The organism is Streptomyces sp. NPDC005151, from assembly GCF_053599875.1.
Genome location: NZ_JBSFYR010000022.1, coordinates 44,090 through 69,175, shown reverse-complemented (window position 1 = coordinate 69,175; position 25,086 = coordinate 44,090). Strand labels below are relative to the sequence as shown.

The 25,086-nt window shown below is 69.8% G+C and carries 26 protein-coding genes and 4 pseudogenes; 18 read left to right on the top strand and 12 right to left on the bottom strand.

Features of this window, described 5'->3' with window-relative positions:
- Positions 1-60 precede the first annotated feature (60 nt).
- From ACWD6R_RS14950 to ACWD6R_RS14925, 6 genes are read left to right on the top strand one after another with little or no spacing between them, the layout of a single operon-like run.
- Entirely contained in the window at positions 61-732 is a 672-nt protein-coding gene (locus ACWD6R_RS14950) for an RNA polymerase sigma factor (protein ID WP_451819058.1), read from the top strand.
- Complete coding sequence (locus tag ACWD6R_RS14945; protein ID WP_451819057.1) at positions 729-1,571, top strand: zf-HC2 domain-containing protein; 843 nt, start codon at positions 729-731, stop codon at positions 1,569-1,571. Before ACWD6R_RS14950 ends, ACWD6R_RS14945 begins: the two co-directional genes overlap by 4 nt.
- Positions 1,568-2,446: an ATP-binding cassette domain-containing protein gene (locus ACWD6R_RS14940; RefSeq protein WP_451819056.1), complete on the top strand. Its 879-nt coding sequence runs from the start codon at positions 1,568-1,570 to the stop codon at positions 2,444-2,446. The genes ACWD6R_RS14945 and ACWD6R_RS14940 overlap by 4 nt, the downstream gene beginning before the upstream one ends.
- Entirely contained in the window at positions 2,443-4,068 is a 1,626-nt protein-coding gene (locus ACWD6R_RS14935; protein ID WP_451819055.1) for an ABC transporter permease, read from the top strand. Before ACWD6R_RS14940 ends, ACWD6R_RS14935 begins: the two co-directional genes overlap by 4 nt.
- Entirely contained in the window at positions 4,065-4,745 is a 681-nt protein-coding gene (locus tag ACWD6R_RS14930; RefSeq protein ID WP_451819054.1) for a hypothetical protein, read from the top strand. Before ACWD6R_RS14935 ends, ACWD6R_RS14930 begins: the two co-directional genes overlap by 4 nt.
- On the top strand, positions 4,742-5,200 hold the full coding sequence (locus tag ACWD6R_RS14925) for a GNAT family N-acetyltransferase (RefSeq protein ID WP_451819053.1): 459 nt from the start codon (positions 4,742-4,744) through the stop codon (positions 5,198-5,200). Before ACWD6R_RS14930 ends, ACWD6R_RS14925 begins: the two co-directional genes overlap by 4 nt.
- 388 nt (positions 5,201-5,588) lie before the next feature.
- Here ACWD6R_RS14925 and ACWD6R_RS14920 read toward each other — a convergent pair whose 3' ends face one another.
- Positions 5,589-5,993 (bottom strand): ATP-binding protein, encoded by a 405-nt coding sequence (locus ACWD6R_RS14920; RefSeq protein ID WP_451819052.1) that lies wholly within the window; start codon positions 5,991-5,993, stop codon positions 5,589-5,591.
- A 235-nt stretch (positions 5,994-6,228) separates the two neighbouring features.
- Here ACWD6R_RS14920 and ACWD6R_RS14915 point away from each other — a divergent pair, with 235 nt between their 5' ends.
- Positions 6,229-7,080 carry a helix-turn-helix domain-containing protein gene (locus ACWD6R_RS14915; RefSeq protein WP_451819051.1) on the top strand — a complete coding sequence of 284 codons (852 nt, stop codon included), beginning with the start codon at positions 6,229-6,231 and terminating at the stop codon, positions 7,078-7,080.
- On the top strand, positions 7,080-7,286 hold the full coding sequence (locus tag ACWD6R_RS14910) for a DUF397 domain-containing protein (RefSeq protein WP_451819050.1): 207 nt from the start codon (positions 7,080-7,082) through the stop codon (positions 7,284-7,286). Before ACWD6R_RS14915 ends, ACWD6R_RS14910 begins: the two co-directional genes overlap by 1 nt.
- Here the strand turns inward: ACWD6R_RS14910 and ACWD6R_RS14905 are convergent.
- From ACWD6R_RS14905 to ACWD6R_RS14895, 3 genes are all read right to left on the bottom strand, one after another.
- Positions 7,276-8,115, bottom strand: a complete 840-nt coding sequence (locus tag ACWD6R_RS14905) for an MOSC domain-containing protein (RefSeq protein ID WP_451819049.1) — start codon at positions 8,113-8,115, stop codon at positions 7,276-7,278. The genes ACWD6R_RS14910 and ACWD6R_RS14905 overlap by 11 nt on opposite strands.
- Positions 8,112-8,762, bottom strand: coding sequence for a CatB-related O-acetyltransferase (locus ACWD6R_RS14900; RefSeq protein WP_451819048.1), 651 nt, complete (start codon positions 8,760-8,762; stop codon positions 8,112-8,114). The genes ACWD6R_RS14905 and ACWD6R_RS14900 overlap by 4 nt, the downstream gene beginning before the upstream one ends.
- 150 nt (positions 8,763-8,912) lie before the next feature.
- Positions 8,913-9,230 (bottom strand): DUF6980 family protein, encoded by a 318-nt coding sequence (locus ACWD6R_RS14895; RefSeq protein ID WP_451819047.1) that lies wholly within the window; start codon positions 9,228-9,230, stop codon positions 8,913-8,915.
- A gap of 65 nt (positions 9,231-9,295) precedes the next feature.
- Here ACWD6R_RS14895 and ACWD6R_RS14890 point away from each other — a divergent pair.
- Positions 9,296-10,170 (top strand): IS5 family transposase gene (locus ACWD6R_RS14890; RefSeq protein ID WP_451819046.1). Its coding sequence is split into 2 segments (ribosomal slippage): positions 9,296-9,686 and positions 9,686-10,170, totalling 876 coding nucleotides; the frame shifts between segments, so codons are not numbered across the junction.
- A gap of 47 nt (positions 10,171-10,217) precedes the next feature.
- On the opposite strand, the pseudogene ACWD6R_RS14885 reads toward ACWD6R_RS14890, so the two are convergent.
- Positions 10,218-10,448: pseudogene (locus ACWD6R_RS14885) on the bottom strand (IS1380 family transposase); the annotation flags it as partial.
- A 74-nt stretch (positions 10,449-10,522) separates the two neighbouring features.
- Between ACWD6R_RS14885 and ACWD6R_RS14880 the strand changes: the two are divergent.
- Positions 10,523-10,750, top strand: a complete 228-nt coding sequence (locus ACWD6R_RS14880) for a hypothetical protein (RefSeq protein ID WP_451819045.1) — start codon at positions 10,523-10,525, stop codon at positions 10,748-10,750.
- Between the two features lie 224 nt (positions 10,751-10,974).
- The gene (locus ACWD6R_RS14875) at positions 10,975-12,345 is read left to right on the top strand and encodes an epoxide hydrolase family protein (protein WP_451819044.1); all 1,371 of its coding nucleotides are present in this window, start codon (positions 10,975-10,977) and stop codon (positions 12,343-12,345) included.
- Between the two features lie 121 nt (positions 12,346-12,466).
- Here the strand turns inward: ACWD6R_RS14875 and ACWD6R_RS14870 are convergent, their stop codons facing one another.
- Entirely contained in the window at positions 12,467-12,820 is a 354-nt protein-coding gene (locus tag ACWD6R_RS14870) for a hypothetical protein (RefSeq protein WP_451819043.1), read from the bottom strand.
- A gap of 204 nt (positions 12,821-13,024) precedes the next feature.
- On the opposite strand from ACWD6R_RS14870, the pseudogene ACWD6R_RS14865 reads away from it, so the two are divergent.
- Positions 13,025-13,234: pseudogene (locus ACWD6R_RS14865) on the top strand (transposase); the annotation flags it as partial.
- Between the two features lie 75 nt (positions 13,235-13,309).
- Positions 13,310-14,185: an alpha/beta fold hydrolase gene (locus ACWD6R_RS14860; protein ID WP_451819042.1), complete on the top strand. Its 876-nt coding sequence runs from the start codon at positions 13,310-13,312 to the stop codon at positions 14,183-14,185.
- Between the two features lie 131 nt (positions 14,186-14,316).
- Here the strand turns inward: ACWD6R_RS14860 and ACWD6R_RS14855 are convergent, their stop codons facing one another.
- Complete coding sequence (locus tag ACWD6R_RS14855; RefSeq protein WP_451819041.1) at positions 14,317-14,961, bottom strand: superoxide dismutase; 645 nt, start codon at positions 14,959-14,961, stop codon at positions 14,317-14,319.
- 486 nt (positions 14,962-15,447) lie between these two features.
- Here ACWD6R_RS14855 and ACWD6R_RS14850 point away from each other — a divergent pair, with 486 nt between their 5' ends.
- Positions 15,448-16,080 carry a histidine phosphatase family protein gene (locus tag ACWD6R_RS14850; RefSeq protein WP_451819040.1) on the top strand — a complete coding sequence of 211 codons (633 nt, stop codon included), beginning with the start codon at positions 15,448-15,450 and terminating at the stop codon, positions 16,078-16,080.
- A 168-nt stretch (positions 16,081-16,248) separates the two neighbouring features.
- Here ACWD6R_RS14850 and ACWD6R_RS14845 read toward each other — a convergent pair whose 3' ends face one another.
- A complete protein-coding gene (locus tag ACWD6R_RS14845) occupies positions 16,249-17,658 on the bottom strand; it encodes an amino acid permease (RefSeq protein WP_451819039.1) in 1,410 nt (469 codons plus the stop codon).
- Positions 17,659-17,949: 291 nt separating this feature from the next.
- On the opposite strand from ACWD6R_RS14845, the gene ACWD6R_RS14840 reads away from it, so the two are divergent.
- The gene (locus ACWD6R_RS14840) at positions 17,950-18,546 is read left to right on the top strand and encodes a biotin transporter BioY (RefSeq protein ID WP_451819038.1); all 597 of its coding nucleotides are present in this window, start codon (positions 17,950-17,952) and stop codon (positions 18,544-18,546) included.
- A gap of 23 nt (positions 18,547-18,569) precedes the next feature.
- On the opposite strand, the pseudogene ACWD6R_RS14835 reads toward ACWD6R_RS14840, so the two are convergent.
- From ACWD6R_RS14835 to ACWD6R_RS14825, 3 genes and pseudogenes are all read right to left on the bottom strand, one after another.
- Positions 18,570-18,833, bottom strand: a pseudogene (locus ACWD6R_RS14835) (FAD-binding protein); the annotation flags it as partial.
- A gap of 106 nt (positions 18,834-18,939) precedes the next feature.
- A pseudogene (locus ACWD6R_RS14830) lies at positions 18,940-19,209 on the bottom strand (hypothetical protein); the annotation flags it as partial.
- Between the two features lie 26 nt (positions 19,210-19,235).
- Positions 19,236-20,699 carry an amino acid permease gene (locus ACWD6R_RS14825; protein ID WP_451819037.1) on the bottom strand — a complete coding sequence of 488 codons (1,464 nt, stop codon included), beginning with the start codon at positions 20,697-20,699 and terminating at the stop codon, positions 19,236-19,238.
- Positions 20,700-20,948: 249 nt separating this feature from the next.
- Between ACWD6R_RS14825 and ACWD6R_RS14820 the strand changes: the two genes are divergently transcribed.
- Together ACWD6R_RS14820 and ACWD6R_RS14815 are read left to right on the top strand one after the other, a co-directional pair.
- Positions 20,949-21,437 (top strand): ribose-5-phosphate isomerase, encoded by a 489-nt coding sequence (locus ACWD6R_RS14820; RefSeq protein ID WP_451819036.1) that lies wholly within the window; start codon positions 20,949-20,951, stop codon positions 21,435-21,437.
- A 77-nt stretch (positions 21,438-21,514) separates the two neighbouring features.
- Complete coding sequence (locus ACWD6R_RS14815) at positions 21,515-22,324, top strand: Fpg/Nei family DNA glycosylase (RefSeq protein WP_451819035.1); 810 nt, start codon at positions 21,515-21,517, stop codon at positions 22,322-22,324.
- Positions 22,325-22,462: 138 nt separating this feature from the next.
- On the opposite strand, the gene ACWD6R_RS14810 is transcribed toward ACWD6R_RS14815, so the two are convergent.
- The gene (locus ACWD6R_RS14810) at positions 22,463-23,695 is read right to left on the bottom strand and encodes a GNAT family N-acetyltransferase (RefSeq protein ID WP_451819034.1); all 1,233 of its coding nucleotides are present in this window, start codon (positions 23,693-23,695) and stop codon (positions 22,463-22,465) included.
- Between the two features lie 105 nt (positions 23,696-23,800).
- Between ACWD6R_RS14810 and ACWD6R_RS14805 the strand changes: the two genes are divergently transcribed.
- Positions 23,801-24,946: a PP2C family protein-serine/threonine phosphatase gene (locus tag ACWD6R_RS14805; protein ID WP_451819033.1), complete on the top strand. Its 1,146-nt coding sequence runs from the start codon at positions 23,801-23,803 to the stop codon at positions 24,944-24,946.
- Positions 24,947-25,086 lie beyond the last annotated feature (140 nt).

Here is a 25,086-nt window from a genome sequence, read left to right as displayed (position 1 = left end):
CTGACAGTCGGGCGGGCGTCAAGGCGTCCCCTTGAGTCGTGTGGCGCGCGTCACAACTCGATGGTGAACCGGTCGGCCCGCCCCGGACGACGAAGGGGTGTGAACAGAGAGCCGCTCGACGCGGACACCGAAGCGGACCTCGTGGCGGCGGTCGCCGACGGGGACCGCGCCGCCTTCGAGCTGCTCTACCGTCACTACGCCCCCTGGCTCACCGCCAGACTGCGCCATCGCTGTGCCGACGAAGCGCTGCTCGACGACATCGTCCAGGAGACGTTCCTGGGCCTCTGGCGCAGCTGCTCCTCGCCCGGCCGGCCGCCGCCGCGGATCGACGACATGGCGGGCTGGCTTTGGCGCGTCGCCTCCCGGCGGCTCGTGGATCAGGCCCGTGCGGGCGGTGCCCGCGCAAGGCTGTGGCAGGCGCTGCGACGGGTGCGCCCGCGCATCGAGCAGTCCGCCGAGGAGCGGGTGCTCGACAGTGCCGAACACGGTGATCTGGCCGACGCGCTGGCCCGGCTGCCGGCCGAACTGCGGCAGGTCATGCAGACCCTGGTCGTCGACGGCCTGACCGTACGGCAGACGGCGAGCCTGCTGGAACTGCCGCCCGGCACGGTGAAAACCCGCGCCATGCGCGCCCGCACGTTGCTGAAGCGAGAACTCGGGGGCCTGAAACCAGGACCCGAACCTGAACCAGGTCCGGGCTCGGTGCCCGGGCGCGCGAGGAGGCGACGATGACGACGTACCGGAGCTCCGCACCGCACCCGCCCGACCGCCTGCTCCACAGCTACGCACGCGGCGGTGCGGCAACTGCCGCCCTGCGCACCGTCGAGCCGCATCTCGACGGCTGTCGGCTCTGCCGCGCGAGGCTCGCCGACCACCTTGGCCCGGACGTCGTGGACCGAGGCTGGGAGCGGCTCGACACGGCGATCGACGAACCCGTGCCGGGCCCCGGGGAGCGGCTGCTGCTGCGGACCGGGGTGCCGGACCACCTGGCCAGGCTGCTGGCCGCGACCCCGGCGCTGCGCGCGTCCTGGGTCGGCGGGGCGGCCCTGACACTGCTGCTGGCCGCCCTGGTCGCACGGCTCGCGGAACCGTCCGGCACCCCCCTGGCCTTCCTCGGCCTCGCCCCGCTGCTGCCGGTCGCCGGTGTGGCCATCTCGTACGGGAGGCGCTGGGATCCCGCGCACGAGATGGGGCTGGTGACCCCCGTGCGGGCCTTCCGGCTCGTGCTGCTGCGAACCGCGGTGGTGCTCGCCACCTGCTTCGCACTCACCGCCGCCATGAGCATGGTGCTGCCCGGACCCGCGTTCGTGACCCTCGGCTGGCTGCTGCCGGGATGTGCGCTCACCGCGGTGAGCCTCGCGCTCGCCGCCCGGATGGAATCCACGACCGCGGCGGGAGTGGCCGGGGCGGGCTGGCTGGCCCTCCTGGCCGTCACCCGCGACTCGCACGCCGTTTTCACCGCCCAGGGGCAGCTCGCCTCGGCCGCCGTGCTCGCCGCCGCCGCGGCGGCCGTCCTGGTCTCCCGTACCGCATTCGACCGGCCCGCCCACCGTTGGAGGACTGCCCGATGACGAACGAATACACCGTGGAGGTACGGGAGGTGAGTGTGCGATATCGCCGCCGTACCGCGCTCGACTCGGTGACCCTCTCGCTGTGTGCCGGAGTCACCGGCCTGCTCGGGCCCAACGGCGCGGGCAAGACCACCCTGCTGCGCGCCATGGCCACCGCACTCGTCCCCGACACCGGGGAGATCAGCGTGCTCGGCCGCGACCCCCGCGACCCCCGCGAGCGGACCGAGATCCGGCGGCGGCTCGGATTCCTGCCGCAGGACCCCGGCTTCCATCCGCACTTCACCGCCTTCGAGTTCGTGGACTACGTGGCGATCCTCAAGGAGATGACCCACCGGGCACACAGACACGACGAGGTCCGCCGGGTGCTCGACGCCGTGGGGATGAGCGAGCACAGGGGCCGGCGGATGAAAGCCCTCTCCGGCGGGATGCGGCAGCGGGTGGCGCTGGCCGCCGCACTCGCGGGCGCGCCCGAGCTCCTCGTCCTCGACGAGCCGACCGTCGGACTCGACCCCGAACAACGCCTGAGATTCCGTGAGTTGATCGCCGAAGTAGGCGAGGGTCGTACGGTCCTGCTCTCCACCCACCAGACGGAGGACGTCTCCGCGCTCTGCCACCGTGTCGTGGTGCTCGACCACGGCGCCGTGAAGTTCGACGGCGACCCGGCGGGGCTGAGCGCCGTCGCCGAGGGCCGGGTGTGGAGCAGCGCCGAACGCGACCCTCGCGCACTCGCGGGCTGGCGCACGGGTGCGGGGACGTTCCGCAACATCGGCAGCCCCCCGCCGGGTGCCGAGACGGTGGCCCCGGCGCTGGAGGACGGCTATCTGCTGCTCCTCGACGCCACGGCCCGACCGGCGGGGCAGGAGGCCTCGGCATGACTGCCACGACGACTACCGAGGTCCCCGAACAACCCGGCGGCCGTACGGACTTCGGCGCGCGATCCGGCGCGCAGTCCGCCTCATGGTCCGCCACGCGTGCTCTGGCCCGGACGGAAGCGGTGCGGCTGCTGCGGCACCCCGCCGTACTCGTCGCGTTCGTACTGTACGCGTCACAGTGGGCGTACAGCGCGTACTCGGGGAACGACCGCTATCCCGTGCTGCAGGACGAGGACCGCTACACCCAACTGCCGCTCCTGATCCTCGCGGCGGGAACGCTCCTCGCGGCCAACCTCGCCGCACTGCGCCCCCACCGGCACGGCACCGACGCGATGTTCGACTTCCTGGTGCTCCAGCCCTGGCGGCGCACTTGCGCCCAACTGCTCTCCCTGCTGCCGCTCACCGCCCTGTCGGCGGTCCTCGTGGGGGCCCGTATCGGTTACGCGGCCGTTCAGGAGGCGGCGGTCGGCAGCCCCTGGGGGGCCGAACTCGCCACCGGGCCGCTCGTCGTCCTGCTGGCCGGTGCGATCGGCGTCCTCGCCGCCCGCCTCGTGCGGTCCGTGGCCGCCGGCCCGCTCACGCTGGCAGGGCTCGGCATCGCGACAGTGGTCGGCGCCCTCCAATCGCGTTCCGACTGGCGGTGGTGGGGCCTCGTCGCCGTGGAGGACGAGAACCGGGCGCCGCTGCCCAGCTCCCTCATGCACCGTCCGGCGGGCTGGCATCTGCTCTATCTGGCCGCGCTGCTGGCCCTGGTGGTGGCGGTGGCCCTGCTGCGTTCCGGCCGCCGCGCCACCACCGGCCTCACAGCAGCGACCGGCCTCGCGCTGACCCTCGCGGTCCTTGCGGGATCCGTGCAACTGCTCGGTGTCCCGGACGAGGTGTCGCGGGCCCGTGCGGTGGCCGAGCGAGCCCCGTCACCGCAGCAGGTGTGCGGCACGCGCGGGCCCGTCGACTACTGCGCGTTCCCCGAGTTCGCGGACCGCTCCGAGCAGTGGGCGCAGGTTGCCGAAGGGGTACTGCGATGGGCGCCGCAGGGTGCGCGGGAGAGACGGTACGTCGTACGTCAGCACATCGTTCCGGCCACGTCCGTCAGTGGTCTTGTATCCCCATTGCCCCTGGAGAGCTGGGCGGCCGACGACCGTGCGGCCGGGACGCCGGGCGCCCTGCTGGTCGGCACCGACTGGGGCACGCACAGCGACGTGGCGGGCGACCGGATGCTCGCCTTCGCCGGGAGCCTCGCTCACCGGGCGGTGGTCGGGGGATCCTCACCCGTCCTCGAGCACGGCGTGGTCTGCCGGTCCCGAGGAGTGCTCACGCTCTGGCTCGCGGTCCGGTCGACCGCCGATACCCGGGACGCCTACGACTCCCTGTCCGGGCGGTCCTGGGGCGGCATCACGCTCAACAGCTTCGACGACGCGGCCCCCGGCCTCGGCTTCAACCGGCGCGAACAGGACGTCGTGGACGCGCTGTTGAAGCGGAGTGCCACCGAGACCGGGGCCAGGGTGAAGAAGTTTTGGGCCGAACTCACGGCACCGGACACCACCACCGACCGGGCGGCCGCACTCCTCGGCGTCCGGGTGCCCCCTCCTGCGACCAGGGACGACGAGGGGGTATGCGCCGCATGAGCATCGCCCCTCCCGGCGCGGTGCTCCGCGCCCTTCTGCGGCCCGACCTGCGTGCGGCCCGCACCCGCCCGCTGCTGGTGGCCGCAACGGCAGGGCTGGTTGTCGCGGGCGGCCCCGTCGCGTTCTCCACCCACGTCGAACCGGTCTCGGCAGCGCTGCTGCTGCGGATCGCCACCGCGCTCGGCGCCCTCGGACTCGCCTTCCTGCTCGACGACCCCGCCGCCCGTACGACCGTGGTGCTCCCGGTGACGCAGGCGCTGCGCAGGGGACTGCGGATGGCCCTGGGACTGCTGGCCTTCGGCCTCTTCTGGGGTGCCTCGGCAGTCCTTGCCCGGCTCGGGGTGGCCGCCGGGGCACGGGAGGCATTCCCCGTAGGCGCCCTGGCAATGGAGGGCGCCGCGCTTGCCTCGCTCACCCTGTCCCTGGCCCTGCTGGGGCTGCGGCACTCGGCGGCCGGATCGGGCAGCGTGCTGGCGGCCCCGGTACTGATCCTGCTGCTCGTGACGGCGCTCCTTCTGCCGGACCGGTCCGCCCCGTTCCCCGCACCGGGCGCTCCGAACGGGGGCGCCGCCATCCTCCGTTGGGGCACTCTGCTCGTCCTCGCGCTGTGCTTCAGTGGGTGGGAGCTGCGCGAGCGGCGAACCGTACACCGAGGGAAGGGAGTCCGGCGGACATGAAGGTACGACCGGCACGCAGGTCCGAGGCCGGGGCGCTGACCGAGCTGGCCCTGGCATCGAAGGGTCACTGGGGTTACGACGAGGCGTTCCTCGCCTCCTGCCGCGACGAACTGACCGTGTACCCGGCCGACATCGAACGCCGCCGCACGACGGTCGCCGAGGAGGACGGCCGCGTCCTGGGCTTCACCACCCTCGACGGCGCCCCGCCCGAGGGTGCCCTCGGCATGATGTTCGTCGCCCCGGACACCCTGGGCCGGGGCATCGGCCGACTCCTGTTCGAGCACACCGTGGCGGAGGCCCGCCGCCTCGGCTTCGTACGCCTGACCATCGACGCCGACCCGAACGCGGAGCCGTTCTACCTCGCGATGGGCGCGGTACGGATCGGGTCGACCCCGTCGGGCTCGATCCCCGGGCGCGAACTGCCGCTGCTGGAGTACGTCCTCACGTCGCGCTGACTCCTTGCCGGGGGACGGGGCCTCCTTCGACCGCTTCGGGCGCCCGGCGCCCGGCGCCCGGCCGCGGCCAGGGCCAGCGTGACCGCGAGGGAGGCCGCCGCCATCTCTTGATCTTCGCGGGGAATCCCGGCGTTTACGCCGGGAGGGAATGCGATCCCTGGAGCGGAGGCGCGGAGCGCCGGAGTGATCTGCGCCGTTGTCGGTGGGGCCCCGTGGTCCAGCCAGCGGAAGGTGCGCTCGCGGTCCTCCGCGTCGAAGCCGGAGAGGAGGGTCCGTACGGAGACCCGCATCCAGATCAGCGCCTGCGCCGGGGTGGCGGCGTTCTCGGCCCGTACGACGCCTCCCGCGACGGTGACCTCGCACCGCCAGATGGTCTTGAGGGGCTGCCTCACGACAACTCCGCCCGGCCGATGGTGAGATGGACCCAGACCGTCTTGCCGGGGTCGCGCGGCCGTACGCCCCACTTCTCGGCGATCGCGTCCACGATGACCAGGCCCCGGCCGGAGAGGTCGTCGAGCGTGGGGGTACGGAGTTCGGGCATCCGCCACTGGTACGAGTCGGACACCTCCAGGACGAGCGTGCCGTTGCGGCGGCGTAAGCCGAGCTCGAAGTGGTCGCCGGTGCCCTTGGCGTGGTTGATGACGTTGGTGCTCAACTCGCTTGTGACGAGGATGGTTTCGTCGATGAGCCCGCCGAGTCTCCACTCGGTCAGGACGCTTTCGACGTGGCGTCGAGCGGCGGGGACGGAGTCCCTGCGGGCCCGGAATCTCTTGATGCGCGTGCGCCCGGACATGGGTCTCCCGAGGTCGGTGGGCAGGGGGAGTCGACGGTCACTCAGTGCGCCCGATGGGCCACGCTTTGTGACGCATCCCACGCTAGAGCGAGAATCCACCTTCATGCAACCGAACGGCATCGAGAATTTGCATATCGCTCACGATCTCAAGCGCCTGGCGTGTAGCGTCCGTTGGCATGCAAACTGGTCACACGCGGTAAGAGGAGGGGATATGCCCGCAGGTGGACGCCCTACTGTGCGCAGCAGGCGGCTCGGCGCGGCGCTCCGGAGATACCGGGAAGCGGCGAAGCTCGATCAGCAGCACGCTGCCGATCACATTGTGGGGTCGAAGGCCAAGATCAGCCGCGTCGAGGCTGGCCAGGTCTCGGCGCGTCCCGGTGATGTTCGCCTGCTTCTGGAGCTGTACGGGGTGGAAGACCGCGCCGTGTACGAGCAGCTGGAACAGTTGGCGCGGGCTTCCAACAAGCGTGGATGGTGGCTCAACTATGAATGGGCCACCAAGCCGGAGTATGCCGACTTCCTTACGCTCGAATCCGACGCGACGTACATCCGTACCTGGCAACCGTTGTTCCTGCCTGGGCTTCTGCAGACGGACGACTACCTCAGGGCTTTGCTCGGTGCAGGCCTGAAGGTTCATACGCCTGAGGCGATCGACGAAATGGTGGCCATTCGGCAGGTGCGCAGGAAGGTCATCGAGGAGCAGGGCGCCCGGTTTGCGGCAGTCATATGGGAGCCTGCACTCACGGCACCGATGCCCTCCGTGAAAGCGCATCGCGACCAGCTCCTGCACATCTTGAACGTGGCCCAGCGCCAGAACATCAGTGTTCAGGTGCTCCCGGCCACGGAGTGGGAGGCCGCACACATGGCATCGCACTTCGTCATGTTCAACTTCGGTCCCGAACCCGCTCCGGAAGCGGTCGCTTTCGACAGCACGACGAGCACCGTCATCATCGAGGACCTTGAAGAGATGGCCACGCACGCGCAGATCTTCGAAGCCCTCAGATCGGCGGCGCTGACGCCCGCGCAGTCGCTCACTTTCTTGCGCGAGCACATTGCAAGCATCCCTGAGAGCGAGAAAGAACAGTAATGAGGAACCAGCAGATCGTCACCGAGTTCAAGAAGTCCAGTGCCTCGCAGGGAGGGCAGCAGGACTGCATCGAGGTAGCCCACACCGCCGACGGCGGCCGGGTCGTCCGGGACAGCAAGAACCGGGAGGGCGGCCTCCAGTTCTACGCCCCCTCCGGCTGGGCCGCGTTCATCGACGGGGTGAAGGCCGGGGCCTTCACCGGCTGAGCCACTCCGCGACCTCGACCGTGTCCCCGACGGCCACTACGCCCTCGCAGATCACCGCGTTCTTCGCGCCGAAGCTCACCTTGTTCTTGTACTCCGGCTCGCGCCGGTACGTCGCAAGGGTCCGGACCGGTTCCGGGCCCGCGCGACGGCCGGTCTTCTGGTCGACGAGCGGGACGTTGCACCGCATCGCCCTTACCGAGTAGGCGAGTTCCACGGAACCGAGGATCATCCGGCGCACCCGGTCCTCGAAGTGGGGTTCGTCGTTGCCGGTCAGGACGATGTTGGCGCGGAAGCGGTCCATCGGGACGGGCGCGGCGTCGCGCCGGGTGGCGATGCGGGCGTTGAGGCCGTCCAGGGAGGCCGTCGAGGCGACCAGCACCGCGTGCGCGTCCGCGAAGTTGACCTTGCCGGGGGTCTCGCCCCAGCCGTCCCGGTCGAAGCCGGGCGCCACCCGTACCAGGCGGGACTTCGCTCCGAGCGCGTCGGAGAACCATTCCGCGACCTCGTCCCCCTGGTCGGCGGCCGCGCCGAGCGGGCGGTCGAACATGCTCACCTCGCGGCGCGGGCCGTCCCGGTCGACCTTCAGGCGGAGTGGTTCGACGCCCTCGGCGGACAGGGCCAACGCCGCCCCGACTTCCAGGACTTCGACCCTGATCGCGGCCATCGAGGAATGCGTACGCTGGCTGCGGAATGCGCCGTCCGCCGCGTCCACCACCATGAATGTCCGGTCGTGTTCGAGGCCGGTCCCGAGGACCTGCGCGGAATCGACCGTGGTGCCGGCGCAGCCCTTGACCGGGTAGTAGGTGAGTTCTCGAACGGTGATCGTCACGATGTCCCCTCCGGGGCAGCCGCTTCGAGGTCGTCGACGCTGCCGGACATGATGGTTCGGATGTGTCGGGTGAGGTGGTCGACGGGCCAGTCCCACCAGGCGACGGCCAGGAGCCGGGCGATGGTCTCGTCGTCGTACCGGGTACGGATCAGCTTGGCCGGATTGCCGCCGACGATGCCGTAGTCAGGTACGTCACTGGTGACGACCGCGCCGGCGCCGATGATCGCGCCGTGCCCGATCCGTACGCCCGGCATCACCATGGAGTTGTAGCCGAACCAGACGTCGTTGCCGACGACCGTGTCGCCCCGGCCCGGCAGCCCGGTCAGCAGGTCGAAGTGCTCGGCCCAGGAGCCGCCCATGGTGGGGAAGGGGAACGTGGACGGGCCGTCCATCCGGTGGTTGGCACCGTTCATGATGAACCGCATCCCCGTTCCCAGCGCGCAGAACTTCCCGATGACGAGCTTCTCCGGGCCGTAGTGGTACAGCACGTTGCGGGTCTCGAAAGCGGTCGCGTCGTCGGGGTCGTCGTAGTACGAGTAGTCCCCCACCTCGATCAGCTCGGACTTCACCAGGGGCTTCAGCTGTACGACCCGGGGCTGGCCCGGCATCGGGTGCAGGACGGTGGGGTCGGCCGGGGCGAGACTCATGGCACCCATCATCGCATTCGTCTCGCATGAAGTAAGTTCCGTTTGGGAACTCATGCGCATTCGGGAGGGGAACACATCGTGACGCCGGCGCGGTGGACCGAGGTCGACGACTAGGCCGTGTATCGAAAGTCGATCAAGGTGCTGTCTGGCTCATCGCTTCTCATGCGGTGAGGTGAGCCAGCGATCGTCCTGAAACTCGGCCGGAACCTCGTCTTCCCACGGATCGATCCCGCGACTTTCCAGTTCTTCGAACCACCGGTCCCGTTGCGACTCGGGGAGACGCTGCCCGCACCACGGACAGAAGACGATCCCGATGCTGGAAGTGCCCCCGTCGTGGATGAACAGCCCGTACTCCTGGAACTTGGCGGTGAACCCAACCAGGGCGTCCGGACAGCTGGAGGGGTCGTCGTGCTGGTCACAGTGCCAGTTCACCTGGCTCGACATCTCTTCGCAGCAGTGGTGGGTCATGGCCCCTAGTCTTTCGCGATCAGCACCCCGATCGGAAGCTGATCACGGTCTGGGATGATCACCCAGTGGGACGTGGAGATCTGACGGACGCGCAATGGGCCCGCCTGAAACCGTTGTTGCCGGTGGGTAGGAAGCCGGGCCGGCCGCCGATATGGACGAGGCGGCAGCTGATCGACGGCATACGGTGGCGTACCCGGACCGGGACGCCGTGGCGGGATGTGCCGGAACGGTACGGACCCTGGGGCCGGGTGTACGACCTGTTCCGCCGCCGGCAGCGGGACGGCACCTGGAAGCGGATCTTCGCCGAGCTGCAGGCCCAGGCCGACGCGAAGCAACTGATCACCTGGGACATCAACGTCGACTCCACCGTGTGCCGGGCCCACCAGCACGCCGCCGGGGCACGGAAAAAGGGGACCTGCAGGTCGAACCGCCCGGCGGCGTCGACACCGAGCCGGAGGACCACGGACTCGGGCGCTCGCGCGGCGGCCTGACCACCAAGCTGCACCTGGCGGTCGAGCGGGGCCAGAAACCCATGTCGATCGTGATCACGGCAGGGCAGCGAGGGGACTCCCCGCAGTTCGAGCCCGTGCTGAAGAAGATCCGGGTGCGCCGGCTGGGGCCCGGCAGACCGCGTACCCGACCCGACCGGGTGCGGGCCGACAAGGCGTATGCCTCCCGCAGGAACCGCGCTTACCTGCGGCGTCGCGGGATCCGCTGCATGATTCCGGACAAGGCCGACCACGTCCGCAACCGCAAGAAGCTCGGCACTCGCGGTGGTCGGCCGCCGAAGTTCGACAAGATCGACTATCGGGAGCGGCACGCGGTGGAGTGCGGCATCAATCGCCTCAAAAGGCATAGGGCGGTGGCCACCCGCTACGAGAAGCTCGCCGTCCGCTACGAAGCAACCGTCCTCGTCGCGGCCATCAACGAGTGGCTGTGACCAGCACATTCGATACACGCCCTAGGCGCCCGTGCCCCACCGGTGTCGGCGAGCAACCGCCAGGCGGTGGGCGTGGAAGCGACCGGGCCAAACACCTCGCCCTGGTCCCGCAGCACGGCCGGATCCGCCATCGCCTCACCGCCGTCGGCGAGCATCACCGCGAGGTCGATGGCGGTCCGGCCCGGATCATGCCCGGTGCCGCGCGGTCACAACGGCCCGAGCGCAGCTGCGTACGCGGTGGTCGGACCGGTGGCCTCGACGAGATCCGTCAGCAGACGCCCACTCCCGGCCTCATCCCGACCGAATCGGCGAGGCCAGAAATTCGACATCTCACCTTCGGTAACTCTGGGTCATGTTTGAGATTGCCGAGGTAGTAGCCCGGACCCATCATGAAGGCTGGTTGGCGAAACGAACGGGTGAAAATCCCTCGTCGGGCGACGAGTTCACCCGCGGAGAAACGCAGGTGAACCCGGAACCGAAACCCGCCTCCCCGTTCACACAGCAAGGAGGCCCCCACATGTCTGTCGCTTCCGAAGAGCTGGCGCTCCGCCTGTTCAAGGTCGAGATTTCCGAGGCATAACCGAGTCCCTACCGACGGCATAGGCCCGCGTCCAGCGAGGCGGCAAGCACATGAGCGCAAGAGGCGGAAACAAACGGTTTCTGCCGACCGGTTCACCCGCCTCCGAAATGCCATTCAGAAATTACGTCGTAATCCGGTCCGACAGTCACTGATCTCCTTCCCGCTCAACCGGCCCCGGCCTTGGCATCCAGATCCCACTCCCACCTTCGGCTTCTCATATTTGCATGACGGAAGCCGAATGCTCCGGAAGGTTCACCATGTCAGAAATAGTTCCGCCGCACTCTCGGCGGAAATTTCTCTCCGCCTCGGCCGCCGTGACGGCTGGAGCGGTCGCCGGATCCTTCGGCATGTTCACGCCCTGGGCTCAGACAGCCGAAATGGGAGGTGACCCCGCGGGAGGTAACTCCGATCCGTCAGCGGACGGAACCATCCGTCCCTTCCCTGTCCATTTCCCAGAGAAGGATCTGGTCGATCTCCGTCGACGCGTCCTGGCCACGCGCTGGCCCGAGAAGGAGACCGTCGCGGATCAGTCTCAGGGCACGCAACTTGCGACGATTCAGGCGCTCGCGCGCTACTGGGCGTCGGACTATGACTGGCGCAAGGCCGAGGCGAAGCTGAACGCCGTGCCGAACTTCATCACCAGGATCGACGGGCTGGACATTCACTTCATCCACGTCCGCTCGCAGCACAAGAACGCTCTGCCGATGATCGTCACGCACGGATGGCCCGGCTCGATCATCGAGCAGCTGAAGATCATCGAGCCGCTCACCAATCCCACGGCACATGGCGGGAAGGCATCGGACGCTTTCCACCTGGTGATTCCGTCGATGCCGGGCTACGGATTCTCCGGCAAGCCGACCACGACCGGCTGGAATCCCGAGCGCATCGCACGCGCCTGGGCAGAACTGATGAAGCGCCTCGGATACAAGCGGTATGTGGCACAGGGCGGTGACTGGGGCGCAGTCATCTCAGACTTCATGGCTGTGCAGAGGCCTGCAGGACTGATCGGCATTCACTCCAACATGCCTGGCGTGGTTCCGCCCGCCATCGACAAGGCGATCCAATCCGGCAACCCGGTGCCGTCCGATCTCTCGGCGGAGGAAAAGCGCGCGGTCGAGCAGCTGGAATCCTTTTACAGGCATCATGTCGCCTACGCCCAGATGATGGGGACGCGCCCGCAGACGCTGACCGGGCTGACGGATTCGCCCGTCGGTTTGGCAGCCTTCCTGATCGACCACGACACAGCCAGCTTGAAGCTGATCTCCCGGGTCTTCGCCGGACACACCGAAGGCCTGTCGCGGGACGACGTCCTCGACAACACCACCCTCTACTGGCTGACGAACACGCCGATTTCCGCGGCCCGTCTCTACTGGGAGAACAAGGCATCCTTCTTCGGCGTCAAGGGCGTCTCCCTCCCGGTCGCCGTGAGCGTCTTCCCTGACGAGATCTACCAGGCCCCGAAGAGCTGGACAGAGAAGGCGTACCCCAACCTCATCCACTACAACAGGCTTCCCAAGGGCGGCCACTTCGCGGCCTGGGAGCAGCCCCGCCTCTTCACAGAAGAGCTCCGCGCCAGCTTCCGCTCCCTTCGCTAAGAGGTCGCGGATAAGCACTCGGCCAACAGCAGACCCCGGTGTTCCAGGTGGGCCAGGACTCCCGGGAGTGTCTTGGTGTCGTGGACTGCCGCCTTCGTGGCGGTCACGTCGGTGATCAGGCTCACCGCGTGTGGTCGCACGTCTCGGTGACGTGCGCCAGGAAGCCCTTCCAGCGGGTCTCGCCCCGGCGTGCGTAGCGGGCGGTCAGATCATAGGGCGAGACGATGGCGACGGCGGAGGGCGGCAGGCCGGCTTCCTCGGAGTCCCGCCACCGGAGGCGGTCCTGCGCGTCGATGCAGTAGTTCTGCAGGAAGATCCGGCGCAGGGCCTGGACCTGCTCCCCGTCGCGGAGGGCGGGCAGGTAGCGGTGGACGTAGCGCAGCAGCAGGTGAACGTCCTCGCCGGTCTCCTTTATCCGGGTCTTGGGCCGGTATCCGGGTCTTGGGCCGGCCACGGCCGCGCGCGAGATGGGCAACTGGCGAGTTGTCTACAACCGGCTGCGGATGTGAGCCATCGACGGCACCTGGCAACGCGTGTTCACCGCGTTGATGGCCCGAGCCGACGCCGTTGAGAACCTGAACCGGGCCGTCTCGGTGGACTCCACGATCGTGCGGGCTCACCAACACGCGGCCGGGGCCCGCGAAAAGGTGCCCCGGTCGGCGAGCCGGACGACCATGCCATCGGGCGGTCCCGCGGCGGACTGACCACGAAGATCCACCTTGCCGCCGACGGCCGCTGCCGACCCCTGGCCTTCCATCTCACCGCCGGGCAGGCGGGCGACGCGCCCGCTTTCGCGGACGCGATGGCCCGCCTGCGCGTTCCCCGGCGGCGAGGACGGCCCCGGACCAGGCCGGATGTGGTCCGGGCCGACAAGGCGTACTCCTTACGCGCCTGGAGCGGTGCGGTCCTGGGTTCGGTGGAAAGTCCTTCGACGCGGACGGCGGATCCGGTCATGATCAGGAACATGACTTTGCGCGTGATTGATCCGGTTCGTATCGGTACGGAACAGCTGCCGGGAGGGAGGCGGCTGGGCTGGGCCGAGTGGGGGCCGGTGGGCGGGGTGCCGGTGTTGCTGTCGCCGGGGGCGGCCACCAGCAGGCATCTCGGGTTCGGCGGTGATGTGGCGGACGGTCTCGGGGTGCGGCTGATCTCGCTCGACCGTCCGGGTCTGGGCGCCTCCTCGCCCCGGCCCGGCCGCACCTTCGGGGACTTCGCCGACGATATTCGCGCGTTCGCCGCCCTGCGCGGCCTGGGGCTGCGGCCCCTGATGGTCGGCAACTCGCAGGGGGCGCCCTTCGCCCTCGGATGCGCCGCTGCTGGTGTGGTCGGCGCGCTCGCGGTGGTCTCCGGTGCGGACGAGATCGCCGCGCCGTGTTTCGCCGACGCGCTGCCGGGTGAACTGCGGCGCCTCGTCGACCTGGCGGTGTCCGACCCGGCCGCCGCCGAGAAGGTCTTCGCCGGGTTCACCCCGCAGGCGATGTGGGACATGGTCATGTCCCACAGCCCCGACTGCGACCTCGCCGTCTATCAGCAGCCCGCGTTCGCGGCCGCCTACCGGCGAGCACTCGACGAAGCCTTCGCGCAGGGGGCCGACGGCTATGCCCGGGACACCGTCCTGGCCATGGGTCGCTGGGATATCGCACTGTCGGACATCGACGTACCGGTGGACCTCTGGTACGGGGAGAAGGACACCGGTCACTCGCCCGACCAGGGGGTCGAACTGGCTTCGCGCATCCCGGGCGCCGTTCGGCACCTGGTGCCGGATGCGGGCGGGGCGGTGCTCTGGACACATGCCGAGCAGGTGCTGAGCACTCTGCTGAAGCATGCCCCCGTCTCCTGACCCCACCCCCTGCCGCGCAACATGACAGAAGGACCCTCACCTGTCACGTCCAGGTGAGGGTCCCCCCTTCATCCGCCTGCCCGGTGAAGGTTGAGAAGACGATCACGAGGCAGGACGTCTGTGTGCCCGGGTCAGGGGGCGAGCAGCAGCAGTACGTCCGCGCGCTCCTTGGCGGCCGCGTACCGCTTCGCCACGTCCTGCCAGTTGACGACGCGCCACATCGCCTCGATGAAGTCGACCTTCTGATTCTTGTACTGCAGGTAGAAGGCGTGCTCCCAGGCGTCGAAGACCAGGATCGGGACCGAGCCCTGGCCGACGTTGCCCTGGTGATCGTAGACCTGCTCGACGATCAGCTTTCCGCTGACCGGCTCGTACGCGAGGACGCCCCAGCCGGAGCCCTGCGTGGTGGCCGAAGCCTTCGTCAGCTGGGACTTGAAGCCGGCGAACGACCCGAACGACTCCGTGATCGCGTCCGCGAGGTCGCCGACGCCGTCCGCCGCGAGGGGCTCGCCGCCGCCGTCACCGCTCATGTTGTGCCAGTAGATCGAGTGCAGGATGTGGCCGGAGAGGTGGAACGCGAGGTTCTTCTGAAGCCCGTTGATCGCTCCCCAGGCCTCCTTGGCGCGCGCCTCCTCCAACTGCTCCAGGGTGTCGTTGGCGCCCTTGACGTAGGCGGCGTGGTGCTTGTCGTGGTGGAGCTCGATGATCTGCGGGTTGATGACCGGTTCGAGCGCCGCGTAGTCGTACGGGAGTTCCGGGAGCGTGTACGTGGCCATGGGGCGAACCCTCCAGCTGCTTTCCTGTTGTTATTGCAACCTATATGCAAATGCAGGCTAGCAGGAGGAAGGGGGCGTGTGGTGCGGGGATGCCGGCGCCGGTGTCGGACGCGGGTGGTGCCCACCTCGTCGGTGCAGGCTGCCGAGCGGGTTCCGGGGCCCGTTCGGCGCCTGCTGCGGGTCGATCTGTACGAGGTGACGGACGAGAACCAGGTACGTCCGCTCCGTGCGTAAGCACGCGTTCCGTTCAGGCGCGGCCGCGCGGCCGCGCGTACGACCGTGGGGGCAGCCGGGGCAGGCGGTCGTCGTGCGCCCTCGTCGGCGACCCGCGGGCCACTTGGTCGGAATCCGGCAGGTCCTGCGCCCTGACCCGGCGCGCACCGCCCGCCACACGGAGCCGTACCTCAAGCTGGTGGACGAACTGGAACGGCGGGGCCGGCTGTCCGGAGCGCTCGCCACCCACGCCCGGTCCCGAACGGAGAGCCGATGACCACCAGCCCGACCACCTTGTTCCTCGCCCGGCACGGACAGACCGCGTGGCACGCCGAGAACCGATACGCCGGGGTCAGTGACGTCGCCCTCACCGACGAGGGGCGCCGCCAGGCCGAACAGTTGGCGCAGTGGGCGTCCCGCCACCGGGTCGACGCGATCTGGACGTCGACCGCCACCCGCGCCATCGAGACCGCCGAACCCGCCTGCTGGGCGCTCGACCTCGTACCCGGACGCGAACCCGATCTGCGGGAGTGCGACTTCGGGACGGTGGAGGGGCGCACCCTCGCCGAGTTCGCCGCCGAGGACCCGGAACGGGCGGAGGCGTTCCGGGCCGACCCGGTGATCAACGCCTTCCCCGGGGCCGAGGACCCGCGCGTGGCGGCGGCCCGGGGAACGATGGCGCTGCGCCGGATCGCGGACGGCCTTCCGGGGCAGCGGGTCCTCGTCGTCGCGCACAACACGCTGCTGCGGCTGGTGCTGTGCGAACTGCTGTCGATCCCGCTCGGCGCCTACCGCCGCGTCTTTCCGCAGCTGCGGAACGCGGCGGTGAGCGAGGTGCGGCTGGGGGAGGAGGGCGGCGCGCTGCTCTCCCTCAATGTGCCGTGCGCACCGGACGTAAGCCCTTGACGGCCGCGGCCCGCCGCCGGCAGAGGAAACCGAAGACGGACGAGACGAGAACCGCGTTGCGGGGCACCCCGGACGTGACCCTGCCGAGCCGCTGCGGTCCCTGGCCACGGTGCACCGGGCTCACCCATGGTGCACGCGCGCGTACGCACCCGCGACGGCTCCGCCCCGTCAGCCCCGGCGCCGGTCCCGCACCTCCCGCGCCAGCGCCACGAGCAGCATCAGGCCGGTCGCCCCCGCCGACCACAGCACCTGCGGCCGCGCCACGTCATCGGTCAGCATCAGCACGAGCACGGCCACCAGCGCGACCAGGGTCAGCCAGGTCAGCCAGGGGAAGAACCACATCCGCAGCGTCAGGGCCTCGGGCGCCTCACGTTCGATACGGCGGCGCAGCCGCAGTTGGGACGCGGCGATCAGCCCCCATACGAACAGCAGCACCGCGCCGACCGAGTTGAGCAGGTAGAGGAAGACGGAGTCGGGCCACTTCAGATTGAGGAGTACGGAGACGAAGCCGAAGGCGACCGAGGCGAGCACCGCCCGCCGTGGCACTCCGCCCTCGCCATTGCCGTCCTGGCCGCCCGACACCTTGAGCAGCCCGCGCGGCCCCTCGCCGCGCTCGGCCAGCGAGAAGATCATCCGGGACGAACCGTAGAGATTGGCGTTCAGTGCGGAGAGCAGCGCCACGAACACCACGATGTTCATGATCTGCCCGGCCGACGGCACCCCGATCGAGCCCAGGACCTTGACGTACGGGCTCAGCCCGGCCTGCTGCGCGGTCCACGGCAGCACCGTCACGATCACCAGCATCGACCCGACGTAGAAGAAGAGGATGCGCACGACCGCGCTGCGCACGGCGCGTCCCACCGCGCGCGCCGGATCGTCGGTCTCGGCCGCCGCGATCGTCACGACCTCCAGTCCGCCGAACGCGAAGACGACGGTCAGGACACCGGACACGACCCCGGCCCAGCCGTTCGGCAGGAATCCGCCCTGGCCGGTCAGGTTGGTCAGTCCTACCGGATCCGTGTCCGGGAGCAGACCGAAAATGGCCAGCAGCCCGAGCACGAGGAAGGCCACGATCGCGGCGACTTTGAGCGCGGCGAACCAGAACTCGAACTCGCCGAAGTTCTTCACCGCGGTCAGATTGGCGACGGTGAACACCACCATGAACACCAGCACCCAGGCCCACTGGTCCACGGCCGGCACCCAGCCGTGGGCGATCGTCGCGGCAGCGGTTGCTTCCACGGCGAGAACCACCACCAGCAGGAACCAGTAGAGCCAGCCCACACTGAACCCGGCCCACCGGCCGAGCGCCCGCTCCGCATGGACGGAGAACGAACCGGAGGCGGGCATCGCGGCCGACATCTCGCCGAGCATCCGCATCACCAGCATCGCGAGGGTGCCCGCGATCAGATACGACACGACGATGGCCGGGCCCGCGACGGCGATCCCGGCGCCCGAACCCACGAAGAGCCCGGCGCCGATCACCCCGCCCAGTCCGAGCATCGTCAGATGGCGCTGTTTCAGCCCGTGCGCCAGCGGTTCCGGCTGCCTGGGCTCCGTGGGGGGAGGGGCGTCGTGCATGGGGTGCGGATCACTCTCGGATCATTCAGTGGGTCCGGTAGCTGGGGGGACCCTCTTATCGGGAACCTACAGTCTCACGTAGCAAGACCCCGCCCGGCGGACAGCCCCCTCCACGCCCTCACCTCAGTGACGAGCATCACGCCGTCGCGTGATTGCTCACTGGCCTTTGTCCGAACCCCACCAAGCCGTCAAGCGCCGCTTTGTGGGCGGCTGATGGTGATCGAGCGTTAACCCGTGGGCTAACGTCAGCCTCAGTCTGTCCCCACCTGCCCTCACCACCGCGGAGTCCCGATGAGCACTGCTGCCGCCGTCCCCGTCCGTACCGGAGCGGTCCTCGCCGACCTGCTGCCCGCAGCCCGGCACCGCTACGCCGTCGACACGGCCCTGGTCGTCGGCGGCGCCGCGCTCACCGGCATCGCCGCCCAGATCGCCGTCCCGGTCCCCGGCTCCCCGGTCCCCGTCACCGGTCAGACCTTCGCCGCGCTCCTCGTCGGCACCGCCCTCGGCGCCCGCCGCGGCTTCCTCTCCCTGGCCGTGTACGCGCTCGTCGGCATGGCGGGCATGCCGTGGTTCGCGGGCGGCAGCTCCGGCGCGGGCGGTGCCTCGTTCGGTTACGTCCTCGGCATGCTGCTCGCCGCCACGGTGGTCGGCGGCCTCGCCCGCCGCGGCGGCGACCGCTCGGTGCTGCGCACGGCGGGCACGATGGTGCTCGGCTCCGCGATCATCTACGCGGTCGGTGTCCCGTACCTGGCGCTCTCCATGGGGATGTCGGCGAGCGCCGCGATCGCGGCGGGCCTGGTGCCGTTCCTGCTCGGTGACGCGCTGAAGGCGGCCCTGGCGATGGGCGCGCTGCCCGCCGCCTGGAAGCTCGTCGGCCGCCGCGGCTGACCGGGCTGCTCGCCCTCGCAAATCCCTCCGAAGAGGCTCGCCGGGTCGTACTGCGACACCACACCGGCGAGCCTCTTCCGCGTCCACTCGTCGTGGAATCCCCCGGTACGGTCCCCGCCGCCGAACGAGAAGTTCAGCGAGCGCCCCACGGCCAGCGGCTCCAGCACGGAGGACACCCGCGCGTACAGGGCCCGTACCGCCGCCACACCGGTCCCGTCGAGCGGCGAGAGCAGCCGCAGCAGGAAGGCGGCGTCGCGGTACGGCACGGCAGTGGGCACCGCGGGCTCCTCCGGCAGCTGGGGGATGTCCGGGTACGGGAGCGCTCCGGGCGGCGTGGACGCGTACGTCGTCCATCCGGCGTGTACTGATCAGTACCCCGCCCTCGGCGGCGCCGGCCAGACCGTGCCCGGTGGCCTGGACGGCGACAGGCAGTCTGCGGGCGGCGGCGTACACGACGGCGGCCCGGACCTCGTCGGCATCGGTGGCGCCGACGATCAGCCCGGGCCGGAGCGTGAAACCGGTCTGGAAGCCGGCCAGTTCCCCGTGTATCCGGGGTCGCCGGGGCGGAAGGTGAACCGGGCGGGCAACTGGTCGTTCATGGGGAGGCTCTCCGTTCGCCCGGTGACATCTGGCAGGAGAGAGCCTCCCCGGTAAACCTGACATCGGCCGTCAGGTATGGACAGGCTCGGTCAGGCGTCGGCGGACGCGTCCGCCGTGACCGCTCCGTTCCTGCGCTGCCGGACTTCACGTACCAGCGAGATCGCCACCACGATCGCGGCGACGAGCAGCGAGAGCAGCACCTGCTCACGGCCGCTGTCGTCGGTCAGCATGTAGACCAGCACGAACGAGATCATCGCGATGGTCGCCCAGGTCAGATACGGGAAGAGCCACATCCGTACGACCAGCTTCTCCGGCGACTCGCGCAGGATGATGCCCCGCATGCGCAGCTGGGTGAAGCAGATGACCAGCCAGACGAACAGGGCGACCGCACCGGACGAGTTCAGCAGGAACTGGAAGACGGTGTCCGGCCACTGGTAGTTGAAGAACACGGCGACGAAGCCGAAGACGACGGAGGACAGGATGGCCGCCTGCGGCACGCCCCGCTTGTTCGTCCGGGCGAACGCCTTCGGCGCGTCACCGCGGCCGCCGAGCGAGAACGCCATCCGCGAGGCCGTGTAGAGGCCGGAGTTGAGGCAGGACAGCACGGCCGTCAGCACGATGACGTCCATCACCTGGCCGGCGTGCGGGATACCGATCGAGTTCAGTGCGGCGACATAGCTGCCGTCCTTGAGGATCGACGCGTCGTTCCACGGCAGCAGCGTCAGCACGATGAAGATCGAGCCCAGGTAGAAGACGGCGATCCGCCAGATCACGCTGTTGGTGGCCTTCTGGACGGCGCGCTGCGGGTTCTCCGACTCGCCGGCCGCCAGCGTCACGATCTCGCTGCCCATGAACGAGAAGACGACCATCAGCACACCGGTGAGGATGGCGCCCGGACCGTGGGGGAAGAACCCGCCGCTGTCCGTGAGATGCGCGAGCCCCGAGCCGGGGTTGTCCGAGCCGGGCAGCAGCCCGAAGACGGCGAGCAGCCCGACGACGACGAACGCGCTGATCGCCACGACCTTGATCCCGGCGAACCAGAACTCGAACTCCCCGTACGAACCGACCGAGACCAGGTTCGTCGCGGTGAGCACGACCATCACGATCAGCGCCCACGCCCACTGCGGGACGCCCGGCACCCAGCCCTCCAGGATCTTGGCACCCGCCGTGGCTTCGACGGCGAGCACCACGACCCAGAAGAACCAATACAGCCAGCCGATCGAGAAGCCGGCCCAGCGGCCGAGGGCCCGGTCGGCGTAGGCGGAGAAGGAGCCCGAGCTCGGGCGGGCCGCCGCCATCTCGCCGAGCATCCGCATCACGAAGACGACCATGAGGCCGACCAGCGCGTACGACAGCAGAATGGCGGGTCCCGCGGCGGCGATACCTGCGCTGGAGCCCACGAAGAGGCCGGCGCCGATCACCCCGCCGATGGCGATCATCGAGAGGTGACGATTCTTGAGACCGGCCTGGAGCCCGTCGGAGGAGCCGGGCTTGTCCGCCCGGTCCGGCTCGCCGGGCTGGTGGCCCGGCCCTGTCAGAGTCGTCTGGGTCATGGATCGAATCCTTACGTCTTGGATCACTCAGTTCCGTGGCTGTGCCGCTGCACGGTGGTGTGGCGGTGGAGTCTCAGCATTGAAGCCTGCGAAACCTCGGAAGCGGAACCCCCTCTTCCGGATTGGTTGCCGGATTATTGAGTGGGATTGCCCACACACCCCGCACAAGGGCTCCGCAGCTCCGGCCGGACCGGAGGGTCCCGACCCCGATGACGGCTACCCGGCGCCGCGCATGCCACACTTCGGAACATGCGCGTGTACCTCGGCTCAGACCATGCCGGCTTCGAACTCAAGAACCACCTCGTCGAGTGGCTCACGGCCCAGGGCCACGAAGCCGTCGACTGTGGCCCCCACATCTACGACGCCCAGGACGACTACCCGCCGTTCTGCCTCCGCGCCGCCGAGAAGACGGCCGCGGACGCGGGCAGCCTCGGCATCGTGATCGGCGGCTCCGGCAACGGTGAGCAGATCGCCGCGAACAAGGTGAAGGGCGTACGCGCCGCACTCGCCTGGAGCGAGCAGACCGCCGCGCTCGGCCGCGAGCACAACAACGCCAACGTGGTGGCCATCGGTGGCCGGATGCACACGGTGGAGGAGTCGACGAAGTTCGTCGAGATCTTCCTCGCCACGCCGTACTCCGGTGAGGAGCGTCACACCCGTCGCATTGAGATGCTGACGGCGTACGAGACGACGGGCGAGCTTCCCCCGATCCCCGCCCACCACCCGCAGCAGGGCTGACCGCCCCACATCCCCCGTGCCGCCGGCCCGCCCGGCGGCACAGTCATTTCCCCACCCGACCGAGGAGAGCCACCGCCGTGCCCGAGGGACACACGATCCACCGCCTGGCCGCGGACCATCGCGACCGGTTCGTGGGCGGGCCGGTGCGGGTGAGCAGCCCGCAGGGCAGGTTCTCGGACAGCGCGGCGCTCCTCGACGGCCGTGCGTTCACCGGCGTCGACGCGCACGGCAAGCACCTGTTCCTCGGTTTCGAGGACTTCGGTTGGGTCCACATCCACCTGGGACTGTTCGGCAAGCTCCACTTCGGTACGGCACCGGTACCGCCGCCCACCGACACGGTCCGCCTGCGCCTGGCCAACGACGAACACCACGCGGATCTGCGCGGTCCGACCACCTGCGCCCTGATCACGGAACCCGAGAAGCGCGCGATACACGGCCGGCTGGGCCCGGACCCGCTACGGACCGACGAGGACGGCGAACGCGCCTGGCAGCGGATCTCGCGCAGCCGCATCACCGTCGCCGCCCTGCTGATGGATCAGAAGGTCATCGCGGGCGTCGGCAACGTCTACCGCGCCGAGGTCCTCTTCCGGCACGGCATCGACCCGTACCGGCCGGGCAAGGACCTCACCCGTGCGGAGTGGGAGGCGATGTGGGACGACCTGGTGATGCTGATGCGCGAGGGTGTGCGGAACAACCGCATCGACACGGTCCGCCCCGAGCACCTTCCCGAGGCGATGGGCCGCGCGCCGCGGGTGGACGACCACGGGGGCGAGGTGTACGTGTACCGCCGGACGCACCAGCCGTGCCACATCTGCGGCACGGAGGTCCGCACGGCGGACCTGGCAGCCCGCAACCTCTTCTGGTGCCCCGCCTGCCAGCCCCGCTAGCGCACCCCTTGTGTCCTCAATCGCCGGACGGGCTCAATGCCCCGACCGCGCGCGCCCTTCGAGGCCGCGCGTCTCCCTCAAGCCCGTCCGGCGTTTGAGGACGAGGCGGCCGCCGGGTGCGCCCGGCGGCACATCCTGCTAGAACCCCCGCGGCAGCCACGGCTCCACCGCCGAGGAGAACGCCAGTGAGGCCTCGTCGACCGCTCCCGCCCGCAACTCCCGTACCCGGCCCGCCCGCGCCAGAGAGACCACCGATGTGCCGCCCAGGTACGCCGCCCCCAGCTCCCGCACCGAAAGCGCCAGATCCGCGGGGTCGTCCGTCCGCTTGCACGACGCTCCCCCCTTCGTGTCGGCCGTCAGCCGCCAACGCCCCTCGTTCCAGGGGCAGAACATGTCCGTCACCTCGAAAACCACGTCCACCGGTGCCCGGTACGCCCGCGCCTCCAGCGCCGCGCCCAGTTCCACCAGCCGTACGTACAGCCCATCGCGCACCTTGATGTTGCACCGCCGAACGTCCGAGACGAGGTGCAGGAGGGCATCGTCGACCGGCCGGTTCCGTGCCTCGACCGTCGACGTCAGGTCGATCCCGAAGAGGAACCGCCAGAGCGCCCCGTACGCCGCCGGGTCGAGAGCCGACACGTCGTCCGCCACGATCCGGCCCTTGGAGACCCCCGCGTCCCAGCCCGGCTTGTTGCGGAAGGTCGCGTACCCGACCACCCCACCGTCCCGTTCCGCCAGCACGCACTGCAGCGGCGACGCCCCCTGCCGCGCACTCTCCGGGTCGAGCACCGCCTTCCGTTCCCAGCCGGGACCGCCCGCCGGTGCGCCCGGCCGCCCTGCCACCAGCTGCTCATACACGCCCTCGATCGCGGTGACCGCCTCGTCCGGCTTCGCGTACCGCAGGCGGATCCCGTCCGTGCCGTCCGGCACCGTCAGCCGTACCCGGTCCGTGTCGATCTCCAGCGACATCTGCTTCGTGGCCGCCCCGTACCCGAACCGGCCGTAGATCGCGGGCTCCGAAGCCGCCAGCACGGCGAGCGGTTCACCCAGGGCCCGCACGTCGTCGAGCTGGCGCCGCATCATCGAGGTCAGCAGTCCGCGCCTGCGGTGCGTGGCCGCGACGCTCACCATCGTCACCCCTGCCGCAGGCACCAGAGCCCCGCCCGGTACGGCCAGCCGGAAGCTGAACGCACCCGCCGTACCGACCACGTCCGAGCCGTCCCAGATGCCGATCGACCGCTCGTGCTCGGTCAGCGCTTCCCAGAGTTCGCGTTCCTCCGGGGACTCAGCGACTCCGCCGAAGGCGAGTTCCAGACTCCCGAACCATTCGTTCCATTCCGACGAACGCAGCACCCGCAACTCTGTAGTCATATGCCATGCCTACCAGGGGTACGGCAGACGGGCGACCCGTTTTCGAACGCATTGTCACAGGGGTCCCCCTGCACCGGAGGCGCCCGGGTGGATAAGGTCCCCGCAATGGCCCGTCGCGCAAGAGCAGACTCGTACCCGGCCCGATTGCGGAAATCGGCGCACCGGGCACGCATCGCGCTGCGCAAATCCGGGGTCGACTACTTCCGCGGCGACGGCTCCGACTGGATCGCTCTGGCCGGACTGCTGCTCACCATCCCGGCGATCACCTGCGGCACGCTGCTGAACGCGGTGTGGTGCGCCCCGGCCGCTCTCGTGCTGCCGATCGTCGCGGGCGGTCTGCTGCTGCGGCCGGCCAGTCTGCTGGGGCTGTACGCGACCGCTGCCGCGGCGCTGATCGTGGAGTCCATCGCGCTCGGCCCGTACGGACAGGGGCCGGCCCGGGTCACCCCGGGCACCATCCTGGTGGTCGCGGCCTGCGGCTTCTTCGGCCTGATCCTCGCCCAGTTCCGGGCCAGGGTCGGAGTCCCCTGGCGACGCGGCGGCACCATGCTCTTCGACCTGCGCGAACGCATCCGGGTGCAGAGCGCCCTGCCACGCCTGCCGCAGGGCTGGCACCGGGAGATGGCGCTGCGCCCGGCGGGCGGCCAGTCGTTCTCCGGCGACTTCGTCGTCGCGGCCCGCACCAACGGCGGCCGCACCCTGGAGGTCGTCCTCACCGATGTGTCGGGCAAGGGCATGGACGCGGGCTCCCGCGCCCTGCTGCTGTCCGGTGCCTTCGGCGGTCTCCTCGGCTCACTGCCGCCGCACGGCTTCCTGCCCGCGGCCAACGGCTATCTGCTTCGCCAGAACTGGGACGAGGGCTTCGCCACCTCGATCCACCTGGTGCTGGACCTCGAATCGGGTGACTACGAACTCCTCTCCGCGGGCCACCCGCCCGCCCTGCAGCTGCACGCGGGAAGCGGCCACTGGGAGGAGATGACCGCGGAGGGCCCGCTGCTCGGGGTGTACGACGGGGCGCAGTTCGACGCGGTGAAGGGCTCGCTGGCCCCTGGTGACGTCCTGATGCTGTTCACGGACGGACTGGTGGAGGCGTCCGACCGGGACATCGCGGACGGTATCGACCGGCTGACCGGCGAGGCGGACCGCTATGTCGTCAGCGGCTTCGAGGGCGCGGCCTGGCATCTGATCGAGGCGTGCGCGAAGGACGTCAACGACGACCGGGCACTGCTGCTCCTGTCCCGCCGCCCCTGAACCGTATGTAACCGTCCTGAACCGGGCTTCCGTCAAGGGAAGTCGGCCCGTCACCGGAACGTGGGCACGGTCGCTCTCCGGGCGCGGGACGCGGCGGCCCGTACCCGGAGAGCGCCTGCCCCGCTCAGGACCCCGGCAGG

Excerpts from the sequence above, each read along its gene's own strand:
- ACWD6R_RS14880 (WP_451819045.1), top strand. The coding sequence starts at position 10,523 with ATGTTTGAGATTGCCGAGGTAGTAGCCCGGACCCATCATGAAGGCTGG.
- ACWD6R_RS14925 (WP_451819053.1), top strand. The coding sequence starts at position 4,742 with ATGAAGGTACGACCGGCACGCAGGTCCGAGGCCGGGGCGCTGACCGAG.
- ACWD6R_RS14820 (WP_451819036.1), top strand. The coding sequence starts at position 20,949 with ATGCGCGTGTACCTCGGCTCAGACCATGCCGGCTTCGAACTCAAGAAC.
- ACWD6R_RS14850 (WP_451819040.1), top strand. The coding sequence starts at position 15,448 with ATGACCACCAGCCCGACCACCTTGTTCCTCGCCCGGCACGGACAGACC.
- ACWD6R_RS14900 (WP_451819048.1), bottom strand. The coding sequence starts at position 8,762 with ATGAGTCTCGCCCCGGCCGACCCCACCGTCCTGCACCCGATGCCGGGC.
- ACWD6R_RS14910 (WP_451819050.1), top strand. The coding sequence starts at position 7,080 with ATGAGGAACCAGCAGATCGTCACCGAGTTCAAGAAGTCCAGTGCCTCG.
- ACWD6R_RS14930 (WP_451819054.1), top strand. The coding sequence starts at position 4,065 with ATGAGCATCGCCCCTCCCGGCGCGGTGCTCCGCGCCCTTCTGCGGCCC.
- ACWD6R_RS14840 (WP_451819038.1), top strand. The coding sequence starts at position 17,950 with ATGAGCACTGCTGCCGCCGTCCCCGTCCGTACCGGAGCGGTCCTCGCC.
- ACWD6R_RS14855 (WP_451819041.1), bottom strand. The coding sequence starts at position 14,961 with ATGGCCACGTACACGCTCCCGGAACTCCCGTACGACTACGCGGCGCTC.
- ACWD6R_RS14945 (WP_451819057.1), top strand. The coding sequence starts at position 729 with ATGACGACGTACCGGAGCTCCGCACCGCACCCGCCCGACCGCCTGCTC.
- ACWD6R_RS14935 (WP_451819055.1), top strand. The coding sequence starts at position 2,443 with ATGACTGCCACGACGACTACCGAGGTCCCCGAACAACCCGGCGGCCGT.
- ACWD6R_RS14875 (WP_451819044.1), top strand. The coding sequence starts at position 10,975 with ATGACGGAAGCCGAATGCTCCGGAAGGTTCACCATGTCAGAAATAGTT.
- ACWD6R_RS14860 (WP_451819042.1), top strand. The coding sequence starts at position 13,310 with ATGACTTTGCGCGTGATTGATCCGGTTCGTATCGGTACGGAACAGCTG.
- ACWD6R_RS14950 (WP_451819058.1), top strand. The coding sequence starts at position 61 with ATGGTGAACCGGTCGGCCCGCCCCGGACGACGAAGGGGTGTGAACAGA.
- ACWD6R_RS14940 (WP_451819056.1), top strand. The coding sequence starts at position 1,568 with ATGACGAACGAATACACCGTGGAGGTACGGGAGGTGAGTGTGCGATAT.
- ACWD6R_RS14895 (WP_451819047.1), bottom strand. The coding sequence starts at position 9,230 with ATGACCCACCACTGCTGCGAAGAGATGTCGAGCCAGGTGAACTGGCAC.
- ACWD6R_RS14920 (WP_451819052.1), bottom strand. The coding sequence starts at position 5,993 with ATGTCCGGGCGCACGCGCATCAAGAGATTCCGGGCCCGCAGGGACTCC.
- ACWD6R_RS14825 (WP_451819037.1), bottom strand. The coding sequence starts at position 20,699 with ATGACCCAGACGACTCTGACAGGGCCGGGCCACCAGCCCGGCGAGCCG.
- ACWD6R_RS14810 (WP_451819034.1), bottom strand. The coding sequence starts at position 23,695 with ATGACTACAGAGTTGCGGGTGCTGCGTTCGTCGGAATGGAACGAATGG.
- ACWD6R_RS14805 (WP_451819033.1), top strand. The coding sequence starts at position 23,801 with ATGGCCCGTCGCGCAAGAGCAGACTCGTACCCGGCCCGATTGCGGAAA.
- ACWD6R_RS14845 (WP_451819039.1), bottom strand. The coding sequence starts at position 17,658 with ATGCACGACGCCCCTCCCCCCACGGAGCCCAGGCAGCCGGAACCGCTG.